We start from the raw sequence: 21,535 nt of genomic DNA on the forward strand, positions 1-21,535 counted from the left end.
CCCCGCTGTCAGCCATGACAGACAGGAAAAGATGCGTCCGTAGCTCAGTTGGTTAGAGCACCACCTTGACATGGTGGGGGTCGGTGGTTCGAGTCCACTCGGACGCACCAAATTCCTAAAGCAGTACAGTGCGTCCGTAGCTCAGTTGGTTAGAGCACCACCTTGACATGGTGGGGGTCGGTGGTTCGAGTCCACTCGGACGCACCAAAATTCTAAAGCAGTGCAGTGCGTCCGTAGCTCAGTTGGTTAGAGCACCACCTTGACATGGTGGGGGTCGGTGGTTCGAGTCCACTCGGACGCACCAAATCATAATATCCGCAGCTCCACCCTATCGACCCGACAGTTCCTCAAGCTTTAAAAACTTTGCTCCTGCTACCGCAAACCACATCAGGTATCATCAAGGTCAATACCCTATCAGGACAGATCCCATGCTGAAATTTACCGCAGAGACTGCGTTTGAAAAACTGGACACCGGCCTTACCCGCAGGCAAGGGGTAATGAGCGACGGCACCAGCGCCACGGAAGTGAAGTTCGACGCAGGAACCTTCGGCCAACTGCAAAAGCGGGCTTACGCTCTGCAGACGCGGGTGGTTTCCGGTGAGTTTGAATTCACCGTCGGCAATGATACCCAGGTGATCGTGGCCGGTGAAACTATCGCCATCCCCGCTAACATTGCCAGCGGCTGCTTCTGCCTGTCGGCCGGTACGCTGCTGGAAATTATCGTATCCGGCTGAAATCCGTCAATGGCATGTTTACACTAAGGTTATTTGCGCAACAAACCGCAGCTGTCAGTTTGCATTTGCGCCACATTTGCTGCTGATTTGCCGGATCCGAGCGTTAGCACCGGTTTTTTATTTTGTTTCCCGCCGCTTAGCCTTTATAATGCGCAACGTCTTTCAGTTGAATGGTTTCAGCCCTTGATCTGCGAAAACGCAATAACAACACATTTTCATCTCATCACGTTGCGCAGCATCCCCGCATCCCGGCGCGGGCTGAATTTTTCCGCCCCATTTCGACTCCGGTCACCTATCCTTAACTATGTTTTGCACCACCAGGCTCGACTCAAATCCCTTATCAGTGGCCTGACCGCTGGTTTTATTCGTTTTATTATCCATCACAACTTGTAGAAAACTCCGTCATGAAAAAGACCAAAATTGTTTGTACCATCGGTCCAAAAACCGAATCGGAAGAAATGCTGACCAACCTGCTGAACGCTGGCATGAACGTAATGCGCCTTAACTTCTCCCACGGCGATTACGAAGAGCACGGCAACCGCATCAAGAACATGCGCGCCGTGATGGCGAAAACCGGTCAGAACGCCGGTATCCTGTTGGATACCAAAGGCCCGGAAATCCGCACCATGAAACTGGAAGGCGGCAAAGATGCCTCTCTGGTTGCCGGCCAGACCTTTACTTTCACCACCGATCAGAGCGTTATCGGCAACAACGAACGCGTTGCAGTAACCTACGCCGGTTTTAGCGCAGATCTGAAAATCGGCAACACCGTACTGGTGGACGACGGCCTGATCGGCATGGAAGTCACCAACGTGACCGAAAACGAAGTGGTCTGTAAGGTGCTTAACAGCGGTGACCTGGGCGAAAACAAAGGCGTTAACCTGCCGGGCGTTTCCATCCAGTTGCCGGCATTGGCTGAAAAAGACAAGCGCGACCTGATCTTCGGCTGCGAACAGGGTGTGGACTTTGTTGCCGCTTCCTTTATCCGTAAGCGTTCCGACGTGCTGGAAATTCGTGAGCACCTGAAAGCCCACGGCGGCGAGCAGATCCAGATCATCTCCAAAATCGAAAACCAGGAAGGCCTGAACAACTTCGACGAAATCCTCGAAGCTTCTGACGGCATCATGGTCGCTCGTGGCGATCTGGGCGTAGAAATCCCGGTAGAAGAAGTGATCTTCGCGCAGAAGATGATGATCGAAAAATGTAACCGCGCACGTAAAGTGGTGATCACCGCCACCCAAATGCTCGATTCCATGATCAAGAACCCACGCCCTACCCGCGCAGAAGCCGGCGACGTTGCCAACGCCATTCTGGACGGTACCGACGCAGTGATGCTGTCAGGCGAAAGCGCCAAGGGTAAGTACCCGCTTGAAGCCGTTACCATCATGGCGACCATCTGTGAGCGCACTGACCGCGTGATGCCAAGCCGTATCGACAGCCTGAATGACAACCGCAAGCTCCGCATCACCGAAGCCGTATGCCGCGGCGCCGTTGAAACCGCAGAGAAACTGGATGCGCCACTGATCGTGGTTGCCACCAGCGGCGGCAAATCAGCCAAATCCGTGCGTAAATATTTCCCTAACGCCGTGATCCTGGCGCTGACCACCAATGAAGTCACCGCGCATCAGCTGATTCTGAGCAAAGGCGTGATCCCACAGATGGTCAAGGAAATTGCCTCTACCGACGACTTCTATCGCATCGGTAAAGAAGCGGCGCTGGCCAGCGGTCTGGCACAAAAAGGCGACGTTGTGGTGATGGTTTCCGGTGCTCTGGTTCCGAGCGGCACAACCAATACTGCCTCGGTTCACGTGCTTTAATATAAAACGTGACATAATTATTTTGATGAAAACGCCGCTTAGCGGCGTTTTTTTTAGCACTGGTAAACTGTTTTCTCAAAAACGCAACCGTGGATTGCTCATTATTTAGCTAATTATAAATCGGAGTTGTCCCATGGAATCCAGCTGTTTTCCCTACATTTTTTAACTATTTTTCAAAAGAAGCTGTAAGTTTGAGCGAACGATCAAAATAAAGCACTCCAATACAAAAAAATTATTCTCTTTCGAAAAAAGTTTGTGTAATACTTGTAACGCTACATGGAGATTAACTCAATCTAGAGGGTGTTATAATGAATCGTACTAAACTGGTACTGGGCGCGGTAATCCTGGGTTCCACTCTGCTGGCAGGCTGCTCTAGCAATGCTAAAATCGATCAACTGTCTTCTGACGTTCAGACTCTGAACGCTAAAGTTGACCAGCTGAGCAACGACGTGAACGCAATCCGTTCTGACGTTCAAGCAGCTAAAGACGACGCAGCACGTGCTAACCAGCGCCTGGACAACCAAGCTCACGCTTACAAAAAGTAAGATAGCTTCGGTTATTGAAAACGGCGCACATTGTGCGCCGTTTTTTTTGCCTGTCATTTCCGCATTTCCCCCTTCCGTCTTTAGGCGAAAAAAAAGGGCTCAGCACGCTGAACCCATCGGTATTGACCGCTACGGCTACTTTTTAATTCACCGAACTGATAGGTGCACCCTTGAACGGGCCCTTATTCGCTTCCTGCGAGGCTACAGGCGTTAAACTGACGTCAGAGGGGTTCTGCCCCACGTTAACCAGCACCGGCATGCCAGAGCGGCGTACAACCGCGCTATCGAACACGGCCTTATCGGTCTGTGCATCGCCGACAAAAGCCTTCTCGGCTTTGGACAACGTAATCGGCATGGTCTGCGGATCGTCGCTTTCAACTCTCGACAGCGGCTGATGCACTTCTACGTAACGTTTACCGTCCGGTTCAACCGAAATTTTCACCGGATCGTTAATGACCTGAACACGGGTACCGCGCGGTACCATGTTGAACAACGCCTCGATATCGGTTGGGCGCAGACGGATACAGCCAGAGCTGACGCGCATGCCGATACCGAAGTTGGCGTTGGTGCCGTGGATCAGATACTCACCGTGCCCCATAGCCAGACGCATAGCGAACAGGCCCATTGGGTTTTCAGGACCGGCCGGCACCACGCCCGGCAGCTTCACGCCTTTCTCCAGATAGCGCTTGCGGATATTGGCGGTTGGCGTCCAGGTCGGGTTCGGGATTTTTTGGCTTACGGAGGTCACCTGCAGCGGAGTGTGCATCCCGGTCTGGCCGATACCGATAGGATAAACGATGACCTTGTTCTCGCCTTTCGGGTAGTAATACAGACGCAGTTCGGCCAGGTTGACGACAATCCCCTCACGCTTGGTGTCCGGCAACAGCATTTGGGTCGGGATGGTCAACACCGAACCCGGCTTGGGCAGGAAGGGATCGGTGCCCGGGTTGGCCTCAAGCATGCCCAGCAGACCAATTTTATAGTCGGCAGCGATCGCCTCCAGCGGACGCCCATCGTTCGGTACGGTATAGGTGGTGTTCTCGCCAATCAGACGGCTGTCCGGCGGCGGCAGCGGGTATTCGCTCGCGCTGGCGGCTTGCGTGCCGGTCAGTACGGTGGCAAATAGCATGCCCATTAAACTCAACGCACGTTTCATTATCATCCCTATATGCTTATTACGGTTCGGCCACAAGGCTATCTGGCACTTGGTGACCGGTAAATCAGACAAGACCTGATTAATACTAGCAATGCTGACGTCAAAGGCAATAAGTCCTCTAAAAATCAACATGTTATAACGTAATCGCTTTCTCCAATTGTCAGTATAACGTCAAGGGATAAGCTGCTGATATGTCACTGATTTGCGGGGTGAATGGCAGGGTTGGGCGAGTTTTGTAAAGACTCATTGACATAGCAAATATAAGCGCCTTATCAATGAGCCTTAGGAATATCAGAGTTTGGCGGCCTGACTGCGGATTGCGCGGATCATGGCTTCCAGCCCCTGAGAACGGGAAGGCGTCAGGTGCTGACTCAACGCCAGTTCGGCGAAAAACGGCCGCACGTCCAGCTCGACAATCTGCTGCGGCGTCATTTGGTGATAAAGAATAAACACCACCGCCAGCAGCCCTTTGACGATAGCCGCGTCGCTATCCCCGTGAAACTCGACCTGCCCTTGTTCATCGAGCCGCATCACAATCCACACCTGGCTCTGACAACCGGAAATCAGATTGCCCGCCTGACGTTCGCTATCGTCAAGCGCCGGCAGCTTCGCGCCCAGTTCGATGACATACAGGTACTTGTCTTCCCAGTTCAGGCAACGGGAAAAATTACGCACCAACTTTTCTTTATCCGGCAAGTTCGCCATGAGGTTCCTTTCAATAATTCAGGGGCCGGCATGCCGACCCCATGTCACTGGCTACCGGCGCTCAGCCAATAGCGCCAAGCCCGACAGTCTACCCTATCCCAGCAGTTTTTGAATTCGCTGCAACCCGGCCACCAGCCGGTCAACTTCTTCGCGGGTGTTGTACAACGCCAACGAGGCGCGGCACATGCTCGGCACATTATAGAACGCCATCAGCGGCATCGCGCAATGATGCCCGGTGCGAATAGCGATGCCGTACTGATCCAGGAAGCTGCCGACGTCATAGGCATGGTGTTCGCCCAGATTAAAGGCGATCACCCCAGCGCGATCCGCCGGACCATAGATCTTCAGCGTCGGTACCTGCTGCAGCGCTTCAATCGCATAATGCATCAGCGAATGCTCATAATCAGCAATCGCCTCCAGCCCCAGCGCGTTCACGTAGTCAATCGCCGCCCCCAGTCCCATCATGCCTGCAGTATTGGGGGAACCGGCTTCAAAACGCCACGGTGGCTCGGCATAGGTGGTGCCGAGAGTCAGGCTCACCTGCTGAATCATTGAGCCGCCGCCTTCCCACGGTGGCATTTGCTGCAACAGCGCCTGACGACCGTAGAGAACGCCGATACCGGAAGGCCCATACAGCTTGTGACCGGAAAATACGTAGAAATCACAATCCAGCGCTTGCACATCAACCCGTTGGTGCATGACCGCCTGCGCACCGTCAATCAGCACCTTCAGACCGGCAGCTTTGGCCTGCGCCGTAATTTCCTGCACCGGATTGACCGTGCCCAACACGTTGGAAACCTGAGTCAACGCCAGCAGTTTGGTGGTGGCATCGATCAATCCAGGCAACTGCGCCACATCCAACGTACCATCTTGCTGTAGCGGCCAGACGCGCAGGTTCAGCCCACGCTCTTGCGCCAGCATCTGCCAGGGCACGATGTTGGCATGGTGCTCCATCTCGGTGATGATGATGCTGTCACCGGGCTGCAGGAAGTGGCGACCGAAGCTGTTGGCCACCAGATTGATGCCTTCGGTGGTGCCTTTAACGAATACGATCTCTTCCGCCGAGCCTGCATTGATAAACGCCGCCACCTTTTCACGCACCGCTTCCATTTCCTGAGTCGCCTCGGCGCTCATGGTGTGGATGCCGCGATGCACCGCCGCATAACCGTGACGATAAAAATCCAGCTCGCGATCGATTACTGCCTGCGGCTTTTGCGCACTGGCCGCGCTGTCGAGGTAAGCCAGAGGCTGGCCGTTGACCTCACGCGACAGGATCGGGAAATCGCCGCGCACCCGTTCGATGGGAAAACTCATGCGGCCTCCCCCGGCTCCGGCAAGCGCCGTGCAATGCGCGCCAGCACCGATTCACGAATGGTTTCGTTACCGATCCCCTCAGTCAGCTCAGCGGCAAAGGCAAAAATAATCATCTGCTGCGCAGCGTGCTTGTCGATGCCCCGTGATTGCAGATAGAACAGCTGCTCTTCATCGATACGCCCGACGGTGGCGCCATGGCTACACTTCACGTCATCGGCATAGATTTCCAGCTGCGGTTTGGTATCGACCTCAGCCACTTTGCCCAACAGCAGATTGTGGTTGGTCATCTGCCCATCGGTTTTTATCGCGTGCTTGGCCACTTTGATCATGCCATTGAACACGGCCTTGGCGCGGTCGCTAACCACCACTTTGTGCAATTGGCGGCTTTCGCAGTAACCCTTGTTGTGTTCCAGATAAGTTCGGGTATCGCACACCTCTTTGCCGACCGGCAGCACCAGGCTGTTGATCACCAAATTAGATCCTTCACCGTTAAGCTGCGCGCTGGTGTTGTGGCGCGTCAGGCCCGCGCCTAGCAGGAAGCTGTCACTCTTCACCTGCGCGTCGCGACCAATCACCAAATCGTTATGGGCAAAGTGGTAACTTGGCTGGCTTTCAAACGCCAGTTTGCAGTGATGCAGTTGGGCATTGTCAGCCACATTGGCGGTCAGGCGTGCGCCGGTGAAATGTGCGGCATCGTTCAAACTGACGTAATGCTCAATCACTTCGGCCTGGGCGCTGCGCCCAATCTCAAGATGATGACGGTGATGCACGGTGTTCACTTCGCCTGCGGCACCGCGTCCGCTGCTGATATGCAACAGGTACAAAGGGCGTGACGCGCTTTTACCGGCCGCCACGCGGATAATGCTGGTTTCCTGCGCCAGGCTTTCGGTCAGGTGCAGAAAAATTTCAGGCTGAATGGGCTCAGGCAGCGCCTGCGGCGTGCCGTAGGAGGCCACATCAAACTGATAATCGCCCAGTTCGCCATCGCTCAGCGCCGCACTGAAACGGCCGTCGATAAACACTAACCGATATGCATCGATAGCCAACGCCAGTGCATCCACCTGAGCCGTGGTCACCTGCTCTACAGGCGGCTCCAGGAACTGCTGCTCCAGCAGGCCTTCCAGCGGCGTGTATTTCCAGTTCTCATGCTTGCGGGTCGGCCAGCCCAGGCGTAAAGCCTGCTGCCAGTGCGCCAGCGCATGCGCGGAATGCTCGCCGCCGCGCTCTTCGAACAGGCTGTAAAGCTGCTGCAGCGCGCGTGAGTTATTGTTCGTCGGTAAGCCAGCCATAGCCCTGCTCCTCCAACTGTTTCACCAGGGAGAAATCGCCGGATTTGACGATGCGCCCCTGGGAAAGAACATGAACGTAATCCGGTTTGATGTAATCCAGAATACGCTGGTAGTGCGTGACAATAATGAACGAGCGCTTGCCGTCGCGCAGCGAGTTAACGCCGTTGGCGACGATCTTCAGCGCATCGATATCCAAACCGGAGTCGGTTTCATCCAGAATGCACAGTTCCGGCTCCAACGCCGCCATCTGCAGAATATCATTACGCTTTTTCTCCCCACCGGAGAAACCGACGTTGACCGAACGGGTCAGCAGATCGGGCGGCATGTTCAGCAGTTCAATCTTCTCTTCGATAAAATCAGCGAAATCGAAGCGATCGAGCGCCTCCTGCTGGCGGTATTTTCGCACCGCATTCACGGACGTCTGCAGGAAGAAATGGTTGCTGACGCCGGGAATTTCCACCGGGTACTGGAACGCCAGAAACACGCCTTCGCCGGCACGGTCTTCCGGATCCAACTCGAGCAGGTCTTTACCTTTAAAGGTCACCTCGCCCTCAGTGACTTCATACTCTTCGCGCCCTGCGAGGGTCGCCGAAAGCGTGCTTTTGCCCGAGCCGTTCGGCCCCATGATGGCATGCACTTCACCGGGTTTGATCTCCAGGTCCAGACCCTTGAGGATCTCGTTGCCTTCCGCGCTGACTTTTAAATTCTTGATACTTAACATGCAGTGTCCTTAGGTCGCGCTTTCGCGCTGTAAATCCGGCGATTAGCCCACGCTGTGTTCCAGGCTGATGGCCAATAACTTCTGCGCCTCGACGGCGAACTCCAGCGGCAGCTCAGAGAACACGTCCTTACAGAATCCGTTGACGATCATTGAAATGGCATTGTCTTCACTGATGCCGCGTTGCAGGCAGTAGAACAGTTGGTCATCGCCAATTTTTGAGGTGGTGGCTTCATGCTCCAGCTGCGCGCTGTTGTTACGCGCCTCAACATAAGGGAACGTATGGGCGCCACTGTCCGGCCCGATCAGCATCGAGTCGCACTGGGTAAAGTTACGGGCGTTTTCCGCCCCCGGCAGGATCTTCACCAGGCCGCGATAGGTGTTTTCGCTGTGCCCGGCAGAGATACCTTTGGCGATGATGGTCGAACGGGTGTTCTTGCCGATGTGGATCATCTTGGTGCCGGTGTCCGCCTGCTGATGGCCGCTGGTCAGCGCCACAGAGAAGAATTCACCGATAGAGTTGTCGCCCTGCAGGATCACGCTCGGGTACTTCCAGGTGATGGCCGAGCCGGTTTCCGACTGGGTCCAGGACATTTTCGACCCGGCGCCTTCGCACAGTGCGCGCTTGGTGACAAAGTTCAGGATCCCGCCCTTGCTGTCACCGCCGGAGAACCAGTTCTGTACGGTCGAGTATTTCACTTCGGCGTCTTTGTGCAGGATCACTTCCACCACCGCCGCATGCAGCTGATAGCTGTCGCGTACCGGAGCAGAGCAGCCTTCGATGTAGCTGACATAACTGCCTTCGTCGGCGATCAGGATGGTGCGTTCGAACTGCCCGGTTTTAGCGGCGTTAATACGGAAATAGGTCGACAGTTCCATGGGGCAGCGTACGCCCTTCGGCACATAGACGAAGGTCCCGTCAGAGGCCACCGCGGCGTTCAGCGCGGCGAAGAAGTTGTCGTTTGAGGGTACGACGCGGCCGAGGTATTTGCGTACCAAATCCGGGTATTCGTGGATCGCCTCGCCGAACGAACAGAAAATCACCCCGCTCTCGGCCAACTTCTCGCGATAGGTGGTGGAGACCGAGACGGAGTCAAAGATCGCGTCCACCGCCACTTCACTGCCTTCTCGCACCGGCACGCCGAGCTGGTTAAACGCCAGTTCAACCTCGCTGGTCAGGTAATTGTTGTCCGTGACCGCGCCGGGCTGCTGTTCTGCGCCGGGCTGCGAGCCGCAGGCATCATCACAACTTCCGCAGGACGGCGCCGAATAATAGCTGTAGTCCTGGTAATTCAGCCGGTCATAGTTGGCTTTCAGCCAGTGCGGCTCTTCCATTTGCAGCCAGGCACGGTAAGCCTCCAGGCGGAACTCCAGCATCCACTCAGGTTCGTTACGCTTGGCCGAGATGGCGCGCACCACGTCTTCGTTGATGCCTTTCGCTAACTCGTCGGTAGCCAGTTGGGTAAAAAAGCCTTCTTTATAGCGACCTTCGCTGACCCAAGCCTGCACTTCATTAGGCATTTCTACATTGCTTCGTGTCATGTTGATTGCATCGCTCAAACGCCAAAACTCTCGCCGCACCCGCAGGCATGCTGAGCTTTAGGGTTATTAAATTTGAATATCTGATTCAGCCCTTCACGGACAAAATCCACCGTGGTGCCATCGATAAACGGCATGGCTTTTAACGGCACATACAGTTTGGCGCCATCGCGCTCAAACAGCAGGTCGTCGTCAGCGGGTTCACGGGTGAGATCCAGCACATAGGCAAACCCGGCGCAGCCTGACTGCTTCACTCCGAGCTGCAGCCCCTTCACCTGCGGATCCTGCTGCATTAATTTAGTAATTTGTTGTACGGCATTATCACTGAGCAAAATGCCTTGCCAGACATTTTCGTCCAGAGAAAAGGTGCCGACATTTTCCGTTTGCATATGGCCTACCTCACACTCGTGTTTTTCCACAGCCAATCTGGGTTGCTACTATGTTAGTGATAACAATTATCACTTCAACCGTTTGTTTTGCGGGGGTATCCGCCAAAAACCCGGATTTTCGTTTCGGCATGCGGCAAGCGCGCGGGACAGTCAGCGACACAATCGCTGCAGGTCGGCAAGTGGATCAATTTATCCCTATGAATTTTCAGCACATCCTGTACTACCTTCGCGCTTGCCTATTGGCTCGAACGCTTTACAGATCCGGATTTTTATTTTGCTTTAAACATTCATAGAAAATACCTATTTCTGAATTTTGTCTGTCTTAAAAATGCGTTTATCGACAATAAGGGACTTTTCCCACTCTTTCGCGCTTCACTGCAGGCAGACAATTCGCACGCTCTATGACTAAAGTTTAGTCGTTACTGACCATATTGGGTCGCCACGCGCTCAATGCATCCCCCTGCCGCGATAAAAATTTCAACAGAATGATTGATCGTAAACGCGCCAGTAAATATGATAATGATTATCATTCAATTACAAATTGAGCGCGGGCAAATGAATATCTCGATGAATGCGTGGCTGCTGGGCAAAATTGATGACTATAAGTTCAGCGTGCGTGACGCCACGGTAGATTTCTACATGGCGGAAGCGTCGCTCAGGCGGCCGGAGTGCAATATCAACCACCTGAAACGCTACAACAATGTCAGCCTCAACATGGCCAATCTGTGCCTGGAAAACGGCGATGATGAAAGCTATCTGCACGCGTTGAGCAAGCTGCATAATCGGCTGATCGTGGAAATCAACAATCCGCAGCGCTGCCAGCTGTTTCGGGTTCAGAGCTACCATTTTGCCCGCCATACCCTGACCCTGATCTGCCAGAAATACGCGATGGAAGGCACCTGGGAGAAAGCCAACGCCTTCCAGAAGGACTTCGTCAAGCGGGTGCCGTTTCAGCTGTAACCCCGCCGACTGACAAGAAACCCGCAGGCCGGAATGCCTGCGGGGGAAGGAAACTTAATCGATCACTGCGGTGGTTAAACGCGAAGTGCAGCAAAGGCGGTCGCGCGAATCGAAGATTTCAATCTGCCACACCTGATGCCGACGGCCAACATGCAGTGCGCGACAAACCCCGCGAACCTGGCCTTCAAACACCGCTCGCAGGTGGTTGGCATTGATCTCCAGCCCTACTACTTTCTGATCGCCCTCGCTGCACAGGTAACCAGCCATCGATCCCATCGACTCCGCCAGCACCACCGAGGCCCCACCGTGCAACAAACCAAACGGCTGCCGCGTACGGTGGTCCACAGGCATGGTAGCCTCAAGGTAATCCTCTTCCATTCGGGTAAACTGGATCCCCACATGGCTGACCATGCAGCCTTCACCGGCCTGGTTTAATTGTTCCAGCGTCGTTTCTCGTTTCCACAGTTTCACTCAATCATCTCCAGAAGTGCCTGTAATGGGTGCCGTACACCGTTACCCTCAATACGTTTGACCTGGCTGCGACAGGAGTAACCGGTCGCCAGACAACGTTGCCGCGGCAAACGTTGCAATGCCTGGTGCCATGATAGCTCATAAATGCCGAGCGAATTCTGCAGGTTCTTCACTTCATGCCCGTAAGTACCCGCCATGCCGCAGCAGCCTACGCTGACATTTTCCAGCCTGGCGCCGAAGCGAGCAAAGATCGACGTCCAGTGCTGACCGCTGGCTGGTAAGGCGGTGGTTTCAGTACAGTGACCGAACAGATACCAGGCCTCACCGGTCGCAGGCTGTTCAGCCCGCTCGGCCAGCAGTTGCTGCAACCATTCGTGCACCAGTTGCACCTGGAAGTCCCCGCGGGTTTCCCCCAGGATCTCGTTATATTCATCGCGATAACACAGCACCAGCGCCGGATCGACCCCCACCAGCGGCATACCGAGTTTTGCCACCCGATTGAGGAAATCGGCGGTTTTGCGCGCAGTACGAGCAAAGCGCGTCAGGAATCCTTTGATATGTTGCGCCTTGCCATTCGGAGAAAACGGCAGCAGCACCGGCCGGTAGCCGAGCTTTTCCACCAGCCGTACAAAGTCCGCCACCACTTTGGCATCGTAATAGCTGGTGAAGGGATCCTGCACGATCAAAACGTGCTGCTCGCGTTGTTCAGCATTCAGCGCTTCAAGCTGTTCCAGCGTCATGGTCGTGGCACCATGGCCGGAAAGCTGTTGACGCAGCGTCGGGCTGGAGAGCATCGGCAAATCAACCATGCCGACAGTATTGCGGCTTAGCTCACGCACCCAGGGCTGACGGAAGAAGAAGTTGAACACCTTGGGCGCTTTCGCCATCAGCGGCGTATAGCTCTCTACCCCGGCGACCATATAGTCACGCGCCGGCCGCAGATAACGCGTGTGGTAAAGCTGCAGGAAACGCGAACGGAAGCCCGGCACGTCAATCTTGATCGGGCATTGGGTAGAACAGGCTTTGCAGGCCAGACAGCCGGACATCGCCTCTTTCACCTCGTGCGAGAAGTCATATTCGCCTTTGCCGGCGTACCAGCTGTTACGGGTTTTCTCGATCAGCGTTCGGAAACTGAGCCGCTGCTGTGGCAGCTGTTTTTCCAACGCCACGGGATCGACGCCCTGCTCGGACAGCAGACGCAGCCATTCACGCACCAGCGCGGCCCGGCCTTTTGGCGAATGGATACGATTGCCGGTGATTTTCATCGACGGGCACATCGGGCTACGCACGTCAAAGTTGAAGCACAGACCGTTGCCGTTACATTCCATCGCCCCCCGGAACGAAGTACGTACCTCGACAGGAATGCGGCGATCGAGGGTACCGCGCTTGACGGCGTCCACTTTCATCATTGGCGCATCGACGCCCAGCGGCGAGCAAATTTTGCCAGGGTTGAGGCGGTTGTTCGGATCGAATGCGGCTTTGATGCGACGCAGTTCCAGATACAGCTGCTCGCCGAAAAACTCCGGGCTGTATTCGGCGCGGAAGCCTTTACCGTGTTCACCCCACAGCAAGCCGCCGTATTTGGCGGTCAGTGCCACCACCCGATCGGAGAGCTGTTTCATCAGCACTTCCTGCTGGGGATCGCACATGTCTAGCGCGGGACGCACATGCAGCACGCCGGCATCGACGTGACCGAACATGCCGTAGCTGAGGTTGTGGCTGTCCAGCAACTGACGGAATTCGACGATGTAATCGGCCAGATGCTGAGGCGGCACGCAGGTGTCTTCGGCAAAGGGAATCGGTTTGGCCCGCCCTTTGGCGTTACCCAATAACCCGACCGCCTTTTTGCGCATGTTATAAATGCGCTCGATGCCCACCAAATCACCACAGATCTGATAGCCAATCACGCCGCCCTGCCTCTCGGAGATCAACTCGTCCAATCGCAGGCACAGACTCTCCATCTGCTGGTCGATCAGGACCTGGTCGTCACCGGCAAATTCGACGATGTTCAGGCCCAGCATCTCTTTATCCGGCACGTTGGTGATCAGTTCGCTCACCGAATGCCAGACGATATCCTCACGCGCCAGGTTCAACACCTTGGAATCGATGGTTTCTACCGACAACGCCTTAGCTTCAACCATAAAGGGCGCATTACGCAGCGCGGAATCAAAGGAGTCGTATTTAACGTTCACCAGACGACGAACCTTCGGCAGCGGCGTAATGTCCAACCGCGCTTCGGTAATAAAGGCCAACGTCCCCTCGGCACCGGTCAGAATACGCGTCAAATCGAAGGTTTGCAGATCGTCGCTAAACACGTGTCGCAGATCGTAGCCGGTCAGGAAGCGGTTTAGCTTGGGGAATTTCTCCTGGATCAGCGCGCGTTGGTCACGGCAACTGTTGAGTACCGTTCGGTAAATCTGCCCCTCAAGGGTTTCCTCACAGGCAATCGTTTCCGCCAGTGGCGTCGGGATGGCGCGAGTGTCGATCATGTCGCCGCCCAGCAAAACCGCCCGCAGGCCCAGTACGTGATCGGAGGTTTTACCGTACACCAGCGACCCCTGGCCGGAAGCGTCGGTATTGATCATGCCGCCCAGCGTGGCGCGGTTACTGGTGGAAAGCTCCGGCGAGAAAAAATAACCCAAGGGCCGCAGGTACTGGTTAAGCTGGTCTTTGATCACCCCAGCCTCCACCTTGACCCACCCCTGCTCGACGTTGATGTCCAGAATACGGTTCATGTGGCGCGACATGTCCACCACGATGCCGCTGTTAAGCGACTGTCCGTTGGTGCCGGTTCCGCCGCCGCGGGGGCTAAAGGTCAGCGCGTTGAAACGCTCTTCAGCCGCCAGGCGTGCAATCAGCGCCACGTCTGCGGTGGAGCGGGGAAACACTACCGCGTCGGGCAGCAACTGATAGATACTGTTGTCGGTCGCCATCGTCAGCCGGTCGGCGTAGCTGGTGGCGATATCGCCATTGAATCCGTTTTGCTTTAAGGCTTCCAAAAAGTCGAGCACCCGTTGAACGAGGCCGGGTGCCTGAGAAATCTGTGGGATCATTCGCTTTTTGACCCTGTCTGTCTATTTTTTATGCGCTTATGCACGCTGAATCAGGCCTTTATTCAGACCCACCCTACTTTTTATTAGGCATAAAAACTAACATACTCGTTTAGTGAAGGCATGCACATTATTAGGTCGTCAGACGACGCGCGATAAAAGGTGCGGCGCATGATGAAAAGTGACGAAAATGCACCATGCTTAATCTAAACAAAGGAATTAACTTACCAGGATGAGAACCCATTCATGACAATCCCCCAGTCCCGATACGATTTGCCACGGATTATTTTTGGCGTGCTGTTTATCGCCATTATGATCGTCGCCTGTTTTTGGGTCATTCAACCGTTCATTCTCGGCTTCGCCTGGGCCGGCATGGTGGTTATCGCCACCTGGCCGCTGCTGATCAAGCTGCAAAAAATACTTTGGGGCCGCCGCTCGCTGGCCGTGTTGGTCATGACGTTGCTGTTGATCCTGCTGTTCATCCTGCCGATTTCTCTGCTGGTCAGCAGCGTGGTCGACAACAGCGCGCCCGTGGTTGCCTGGGCCAGTACCCCCGGCAAGCTGCATATTCCCGATCTGGCGTGGCTGCAATCGATCCCGATGATCGGCGATAAGATTTATAACAGCTACCATACGCTGGTGAGTGCCGGCGGCACCGCCCTGGTGGCGAAAGTGCAACCCTACTTCGGCCAAACCGCCACCTGGTTTGTGGCGCAGGCGGCGCATATTGGTCGCCTGTTGTTACATTGCACGCTGATGCTTTTGTTTAGCGTATTGCTCTATGCCCGTGGTGAGCAGGTTGCCCTGGGCATTCGCCACTTCGCAACGCGTCTTGGCGCCGAACGAGGCGATGCTGCCGTCGTGCTGGGTGGTCAGGCAATCCGTGCGGTGGCTTTGGGCGTGGTGGTGACGGCGCTGGTACAATCGGTATTGGGCGGTATTGGCCTGGCGGTGACTGGCATTCCAGCCGCCACCCTGCTGACGGTGCTGATCTTTATCTGCTGTGTCGCGCAATTGGGGCCGCTGTTGGTGCTGGTGCCGGCTATTATCTGGCTGTACTGGAGCGGTGATACCACCTGGGGCACCGTGCTGCTGGTCTGGAGCTGCGTGGTGGCTACGCTGGATAACGTATTGAGGCCGGTGCTGATCCGCATGGGTGCCGATCTGCCGATGCTGCTGATCTTGTCCGGTGTTATCGGCGGCCTATTGGCTTTCGGCATGATTGGCCTGTTTATCGGCCCCGTGGTGCTGGCGGTGTCTTATCGCTTGCTCACCGCCTGGATGAACGAAGCACCGGAACCGACGACCGATCTGGAAGAAGTCGCCAAAGACCTGGAACAGATGTAATCCGGATCTCTGCCCGGCTCCCCGGGCAGAATCCTTTCTTTATCCATATCCATTCTCATTTACTTCAATCCGTCGCGGCGATAATTAATAAAGTCCCTCTGAATGCCGGGCTAACGGGCATTAATTAAACATACCGCATGAATACATCTTTTTAGCCTGAAGATAGAATTGAGCAAGGTTTAAAATAAATGGGAACCTGGATCTTGATTAGGATGATTCTTAATGACTAATTTCGTTTAAATATCTAGTATTATTGCCATCTATTGCTTCAAACATCTGATTTAAAGCAAGATTTCCTAACAATGTAATGCCATACATGTGAATTGCTGTGTGTAGTCTTTGCCCGTCTCCTATGATGGGCTTTTTTTTATTCTTTTTTTGGCCAAGATTAATGCCGATATCCATTCTATTTACATTCAGAAATAATAAAGCCGTAACCTGAGCTACGGCTTTAGAGTTAATGCGGAATCTTATGTCGAAGAATTACTTTTTCTTCGACAGATTGACCCAGGTTTGCACCACGGTATCCGGGTTGAGCGACAGGCTGTCAATGCCCTGCTCCATCAACCACTCGGCGAAGTCCTCATGATCGGAAGGGCCCTGCCCGCAAATACCGACGTATTTGCCATGGCGTTTAGCCGCTTGAATCGCCATCGACAGCAGCGCTTTAACCGCCTCGTTACGCTCGTCAAACAGTTCAGACACCACGCCCGAATCGCGATCCAGCCCCAGCGTCAGCTGGGTCATGTCGTTGGAGCCGATAGAGAAGCCATCGAAGTGTTCCAGGAACTGATCCGCCAACAGGGCATTGGACGGAATTTCGCACATCATGATCACTTTCAGGCCGTTTTCGCCACGCTTCAGACCCTGGCGCGCCAATTCGGCGACCACCGCTTCCGCCTGCGCTACGGTACGCACGAAAGGCACCATGATTTCGACGTTGGTCAGGCCCATTTCATTACGCACGCGTTTTACCGCGTCGCATTCCATCGCGAAGCAATCGCGGAAGCTGTCGGCGACGTAACGGCCAGCGCCACGGAAGCCCAACATCGGGTTCTCTTCATGCGGCTCGTATTTCTCACCGCCCACCAGGTTGGCATATTCATTGGATTTGAAGTCAGACAGGCGCACAATCACTCGCTTCGGCCAGAATGCCGCCCCCAGCGTAGCAATCCCTTCCGTCAGGCGGCCCACATAGAACTCGACCGGGTGGTCGTAGCCTTGCATCAGCGCCTTGATTTCCTGCTGCAGTTCTGGAGTCTGTTGATCAAACTCCAGCAATGCCCTCGGATGCACGCCAATCATGCGGTTGATGATAAATTCCAGCCGGGCCAGGCCCACGCCTTCGTTCGGCAAGCGCGCAAAGTCAAAGGCGCGGTCGGGGTTACCGACGTTCATCATGATTTTCAGCGGCAGTGACGGCAGCTCGGTCACTTCGGAACTCTGCACGCTGAAGTCGAGCATATCGCTGTACACAAAGCCGGTATCGCCTTCCGCACAAGAGACGGTGACCTTCTGGCCTGCCTTCAGCAGATCGGTAGCGTTACCGCAACCGACCACGGCAGGAATGCCGAGCTCGCGCGCGATGATCGCCGCGTGGCAGGTACGGCCGCCACGGTTGGTGACGATTGCCGCGGCCTTTTTCATGATCGGTTCCCAGTCCGGGTCGGTCATGTCCGTCACCAGCACGTCGCCTGGCTCGATCAGGTCCATTTCGCTGATATTATGGATGACTTTTACCGGGCCCGCGCCAATGCGGTGGCCGATGGCGCGCCCTTCCACCAGCACCGGGCTGCTGCCGTTAAGCTGGTAACGCTCCATCGTCTGTTCGTTGGAACGCACGGTTTCCGGACGGGCCTGAACAATCAGCAGCTTGCCGGTATGACCGTCTTTGGCCCACTCGATATCCATCGGACGGCCGTAGTGTTTTTCGATCAGCAGTGCCTGATGCGCCAGGCCCTGTACTTCTTCGTCGGTCAGAGAGAAACGATTACGTTGCTGCTCTGGCACGTCTTCAATTTGTACCTGTTTGCCGTGATCCTGCGAAGGTGCGTACACCATGCGGATTTTCTTCGACCCGAGGTTACGACGCACGATAGCCGGCTTGCCTTTCAGCAGCGTCGGTTTATGTACGTAGAACTCGTCAGGGTTTACCGCGCCCTGCACTACCATTTCACCCAGGCCGAAGGCGGAAGTGATAAACACCACCTGGTCAAAACCGGATTCGGTATCGATGGTGAACATCACGCCGGAAGACGCCAGGTCAGAACGTACCATGCGCTGCACGCCGGCCGACAAAGCCACGCCGCGGTGATCGTAACCCTGATGCACGCGGTAAGAGATGGCACGGTCGTTAAACAATGAGGCATATACGTGCTTGATCGCCACCATTACGGCGTCGATGCCCTGCACGTTGAGGAAGGTTTCCTGCTGCCCGGCAAAGGAAGCGTCCGGCATGTCTTCTGCGGTGGCGGAAGAACGCACGGCAAAAGAGGCTTCCGGCTCGCCGTCGGCCAGTTGCTGGTAAGCCAGGTTTATTTCGCGCTCGAACTCTGCATGGAACGGCGTGTCGATGATCCATTGACGGATTTGCGCGCCGGCCTTGGTCAGTTGGGCAATGTCGTCAACGTCAGTTTGATCCAGTAACTGATAGATGCGCTGGTTAACACCGCTTTGCTCGAGGAAATCGTTAAACGCCTGCGCGGTGGTGGCAAAACCGTTTGGCACGGCTACGCCCAAATCGGAAAGATTGGTGATCATTTCACCGAGGGAGGCATTTTTGCCGCCGACACGGTCAACGTCGTGCATGCCGAGCTGGTTGTACCAAAGCACATTACGCAAGTCTGGGCCATTGTTGGACATCGAGACAATCCTTATTGCTATCAGTAGGGTATAGACGGATTTAATTCGCTTGCTTTATCAGCGCCGCTAAAACGGTGCCGAATCAGACTAGCACAATGATCCATAGGAAATGGAAAGGTGAATCGATCAACCCGGCGAAGAAAATGGATTTTAGGAAAACTTCCTGAAATGAAAAATGAGGATGGAATCGTTCCCTGTCGCACTAATAGCTTAAATCTCAACAAATTAAGTAATTTTTAAACTTGATTTTTAAAAACCATATTATCAATAATGACTTTGGTGAAAATAACATCGTTCTGTGTAACCATTCCTCAAGAAAAAGAAATCCCTGCTTTTCATAAAATTTAAAATAGCATTTCAATCAATAACGCTCCGACGAAAGCTTATTCCTTGATCGGCGAAATTAATCGACGACTCTGCCCTCACTATCACATTTTTTTTGCCCGCCCCTTTACCGCTCGATCATCTCAAGCCCATGATAAGAGCAAGCAGATGCGATAACTGCATCACCGTTTCAGGTAAGGAGCCTCGGGTGGAAAGAAGCGTTTTTTATATTTCGGATGGCACGGCGATCACCGCCGAGGTTTTGGGCCACGCCGTGCTGTCTCAATTTCCGGTGAAGGCCACAACCTTTACGCTGCCCTTTGTCGAAACCGAGGCGCGCGCCCGTGGAGTCTGCCAGCAGATTAACGATATCTATCGAGATACCGGCGTGCGGCCCCTGGTGTTTTACTCGATCATTTCGCCGGAAGTGCGCAAAGTCATCACCCAGAGCGAAGGGTTTTGTCAGGATATTGTGCAAGCACTGGTCGGCCCGCTGCAGGGCGAGTTAGAGGTGGAGCCCACCCCGGTCCCTAATCGTACCCACGGCCTGACGGCCAGCAACCTCGGTAAATATGATGCCCGTATCGCGGCTATTGACTACACGTTAGCCCATGATGACGGCATTTCGCTGCGCAATCTCGACCAGGCCCAGGTGATTTTGCTCGGGGTTTCACGCTGTGGCAAAACCCCCACCAGCCTGTACCTGGCGATGCAGTTCGGTATCCGCGCCGCCAACTACCCGTTTACCGCCGATGATATGGACAATTTACACCTTCCCGCCGCGCTGAAGCCGTTTCAGCACAAGCTTTTCGGCCTGACTATCGATCCGGAGCGTTTAGCCGCTATCCGTGAAGAACGGCGCGAAAACAGCCGTTATGCCTCTATTCGCCAGTGTCGAATGGAACTTGCCGAGGTGGAAGCGCTGTTCCGTAAAAATCAGATCCGTTATCTCAATACCACCAATTATTCGGTAGAGGAGATCTCGACCAAAATTCTGGACATTCTGGGCATGAGCCGCCGCATGTTCTAGTTTTCACGCGGTGGGCCGGTCCCCTACCGCGTGCTGCTTATTTCTTCATTGGCGACGTTTTTTGTGCTTTTTTTAGCGATTCTGATCAACAGAACACAGTTTCTCCGGTTGAATTCATCGGTTTTTACGTTATTGTGATCGCCATCACTTCCCGGCACTCCTGCCGCAGCGAAGAAAAGTCTTTAGAGAAAATCATGCACAAAACAGATGAACTGCGGACCGCGCGCATCGACAGCCTTGTCACGCCGCAAGAACTGGCGGAGAAGTTGCCGATCTCGGCGGAAATCGCGGATAACGTGACGGCCTCCCGGCAACGCATTGAAAAAATCCTGACCGGTGAAGATCGCCGCCTGCTGGTGGTTATCGGCCCATGCTCGATACACGATCTCGACGCCGCCGTAGACTATGCCGGCCGCCTGAACCAACTGCGCATACGTTACCAGGATCGCCTGGAAATCGTGATGCGCACCTATTTTGAAAAACCGCGTACCGTGGTGGGCTGGAAAGGCCTGATCTCCGATCCGGCGCTGGATGGCAGCTTCCAGGTGAATCGTGGGATCGAAATGGCGCGTCGGCTGCTGCTGGAAGTGAACCAGCTCGGCCTGCCTACCGCTACCGAATTCCTCGATATGGTGGTCGGTCAATACATCGCCGACCTGATCAGTTGGGGCGCGATTGGCGCACGGACCACCGAAAGCCAGATCCACCGTGAGATGGCCTCGGCGCTCTCCTGCCCGGTGGGCTTCAAAAACGGTACCGACGGCAATACTCGCATCGCCATTGACGCCATTCGTGCGGCGCGCGCCGGGCACATGTTCCTGTCCCCGGACAAACACGGCCAGATGACTATCTATCAGACCAGCGGCAATCCTTATGGTCATATCATCATGCGCGGTGGCAAAACCCCGAACTACCATGCTACCGATATCGTTGCCGCTTGCGACAGCCTGCGTGAATTCGACCTGCCGGAACACCTGGTGATCGACTTCAGCCACGGCAACTGCCAGAAACTGCATCGCCGCCAGTTGGAAGTAGCAGAAAATGTTTGCCAGCAAATCCGTGCCGGTTCTGCTGCCGTGACCGGCGTGATGGCGGAAAGCTTCCTGGTGGAAGGCACCCAGAAAATCGTGGCCGGTCAACCGCTCACCTACGGTCAGTCAATTACCGATCCTTGCCTGAGCTGGGCCGACAGCGAACAGCTGCTGGCCATGCTGGCCGATGCGGTAGATACCCGCTTCTGATGCCAAAGCCGGGGCGCCCGTCCCGGCTTTTTCTCCTGTCATCC

Annotated in this window: 17 protein-coding genes, 3 tRNA genes and 1 other RNA gene; 11 read left to right on the forward strand and 10 right to left on the reverse strand. The window is 54.8% G+C overall.

Translation table 11 applies throughout. From position 1 onward, the window contains the following. Positions 1–33: 33 nt before the first annotated feature. The 6 genes from ACMGG1_RS12925 (at position 34) to ACMGG1_RS12950 (ending at position 3,096) form a co-directional block, all read left to right on the forward strand. A tRNA-Val gene (locus tag ACMGG1_RS12925) sits at positions 34–110 on the forward strand. A gap of 20 nt (positions 111–130) precedes the next feature. Next, positions 131–207 (forward strand) — tRNA-Val (locus ACMGG1_RS12930). A gap of 20 nt (positions 208–227) precedes the next feature. Further along, positions 228–304: transfer RNA gene (locus ACMGG1_RS12935), tRNA-Val, on the forward strand. 124 nt (positions 305–428) lie between these two features. Then, the gene (locus ACMGG1_RS12940; protein ID WP_020826662.1) at positions 429–734 is read left to right on the forward strand and encodes a cupin; all 306 of its coding nucleotides are present in this window, start codon (positions 429–431) and stop codon (positions 732–734) included. Positions 735–1,138: 404 nt separating this feature from the next. Next, a complete protein-coding gene (pykF, locus tag ACMGG1_RS12945; RefSeq protein ID WP_020826661.1) occupies positions 1,139–2,551 on the forward strand; it encodes a pyruvate kinase PykF in 1,413 nt (470 codons plus the stop codon). Between the two features lie 308 nt (positions 2,552–2,859). Further along, positions 2,860–3,096, forward strand: coding sequence for a major outer membrane lipoprotein (locus ACMGG1_RS12950; protein ID WP_004943717.1), 237 nt, complete (start codon positions 2,860–2,862; stop codon positions 3,094–3,096). Positions 3,097–3,238: 142 nt separating this feature from the next. On the opposite strand, the gene ACMGG1_RS12955 is transcribed toward ACMGG1_RS12950, so the two are convergent. The 7 genes from ACMGG1_RS12955 to sufA form a co-directional block, all read right to left on the reverse strand. Then, positions 3,239–4,252: a L,D-transpeptidase family protein gene (locus tag ACMGG1_RS12955; protein WP_020826660.1), complete on the reverse strand. Its 1,014-nt coding sequence runs from the start codon at positions 4,250–4,252 to the stop codon at positions 3,239–3,241. A gap of 291 nt (positions 4,253–4,543) precedes the next feature. Beyond that, the gene (gene sufE, locus ACMGG1_RS12960; RefSeq protein ID WP_020826659.1) at positions 4,544–4,957 is read right to left on the reverse strand and encodes a cysteine desulfuration protein SufE; all 414 of its coding nucleotides are present in this window, start codon (positions 4,955–4,957) and stop codon (positions 4,544–4,546) included. A 93-nt stretch (positions 4,958–5,050) separates the two neighbouring features. Continuing rightward, positions 5,051–6,271, reverse strand: coding sequence for a cysteine desulfurase SufS (gene sufS / locus ACMGG1_RS12965; RefSeq protein ID WP_262244242.1), 1,221 nt, complete (start codon positions 6,269–6,271; stop codon positions 5,051–5,053). Next, a complete protein-coding gene (gene sufD, locus ACMGG1_RS12970; RefSeq protein WP_115058947.1) occupies positions 6,268–7,560 on the reverse strand; it encodes a Fe-S cluster assembly protein SufD in 1,293 nt (430 codons plus the stop codon). The genes sufS and sufD overlap by 4 nt, the downstream gene beginning before the upstream one ends. After that, positions 7,535–8,281: a Fe-S cluster assembly ATPase SufC gene (sufC, locus tag ACMGG1_RS12975; protein ID WP_262244243.1), complete on the reverse strand. Its 747-nt coding sequence runs from the start codon at positions 8,279–8,281 to the stop codon at positions 7,535–7,537. Before sufC ends, sufD begins: the two co-directional genes overlap by 26 nt. Before the next feature lie 42 nt (positions 8,282–8,323). Beyond that, positions 8,324–9,820: a Fe-S cluster assembly protein SufB gene (gene sufB, locus ACMGG1_RS12980; RefSeq protein WP_041414521.1), complete on the reverse strand. Its 1,497-nt coding sequence runs from the start codon at positions 9,818–9,820 to the stop codon at positions 8,324–8,326. Positions 9,821–9,834: 14 nt separating this feature from the next. Next, the gene (sufA, locus tag ACMGG1_RS12985) at positions 9,835–10,206 is read right to left on the reverse strand and encodes a Fe-S cluster assembly scaffold SufA (RefSeq protein ID WP_020826654.1); all 372 of its coding nucleotides are present in this window, start codon (positions 10,204–10,206) and stop codon (positions 9,835–9,837) included. 555 nt (positions 10,207–10,761) lie between these two features. On the opposite strand from sufA, the gene ACMGG1_RS12990 reads away from it, so the two are divergent. Continuing rightward, positions 10,762–11,166 (forward strand): hypothetical protein, encoded by a 405-nt coding sequence (locus ACMGG1_RS12990; RefSeq protein ID WP_004943694.1) that lies wholly within the window; start codon positions 10,762–10,764, stop codon positions 11,164–11,166. 54 nt (positions 11,167–11,220) lie between these two features. On the opposite strand, the gene menI is transcribed toward ACMGG1_RS12990, so the two are convergent. Next, a complete protein-coding gene (gene menI, locus ACMGG1_RS12995; protein WP_020826652.1) occupies positions 11,221–11,637 on the reverse strand; it encodes a 1,4-dihydroxy-2-naphthoyl-CoA hydrolase in 417 nt (138 codons plus the stop codon). Beyond that, a complete protein-coding gene (locus tag ACMGG1_RS13000; protein WP_414160716.1) occupies positions 11,634–14,690 on the reverse strand; it encodes an FAD-binding and (Fe-S)-binding domain-containing protein in 3,057 nt (1,018 codons plus the stop codon). The genes menI and ACMGG1_RS13000 overlap by 4 nt, the downstream gene beginning before the upstream one ends. 243 nt (positions 14,691–14,933) lie before the next feature. On the opposite strand from ACMGG1_RS13000, the gene ydiK reads away from it, so the two are divergent. Further along, a complete protein-coding gene (gene ydiK / locus ACMGG1_RS13005) occupies positions 14,934–16,034 on the forward strand; it encodes an AI-2E family transporter YdiK (protein ID WP_020826650.1) in 1,101 nt (366 codons plus the stop codon). Between the two features lie 260 nt (positions 16,035–16,294). Further along, positions 16,295–16,405, forward strand: an RNA gene (gene rprA / locus ACMGG1_RS13010) — antisense sRNA RprA. A gap of 112 nt (positions 16,406–16,517) precedes the next feature. On the opposite strand, the gene ppsA is transcribed toward rprA, so the two are convergent. Continuing rightward, entirely contained in the window at positions 16,518–18,896 is a 2,379-nt protein-coding gene (gene ppsA, locus ACMGG1_RS13015; protein WP_020826648.1) for a phosphoenolpyruvate synthase, read from the reverse strand. A gap of 532 nt (positions 18,897–19,428) precedes the next feature. Between ppsA and ACMGG1_RS13020 the strand changes: the two genes are divergently transcribed. Continuing rightward, a complete protein-coding gene (locus tag ACMGG1_RS13020) occupies positions 19,429–20,250 on the forward strand; it encodes a pyruvate, water dikinase regulatory protein (protein WP_017892646.1) in 822 nt (273 codons plus the stop codon). Between the two features lie 194 nt (positions 20,251–20,444). Beyond that, on the forward strand, positions 20,445–21,491 hold the full coding sequence (locus ACMGG1_RS13025) for a 3-deoxy-7-phosphoheptulonate synthase (protein ID WP_046373703.1): 1,047 nt from the start codon (positions 20,445–20,447) through the stop codon (positions 21,489–21,491). Positions 21,492–21,535 lie beyond the last annotated feature (44 nt).

Origin of the sequence: Serratia sp. BNK-12 (assembly GCF_047456085.1) — a bacterium.
GTDB classification, from domain to species: Bacteria; Pseudomonadota; Gammaproteobacteria; order Enterobacterales; family Enterobacteriaceae; genus Serratia; species Serratia liquefaciens.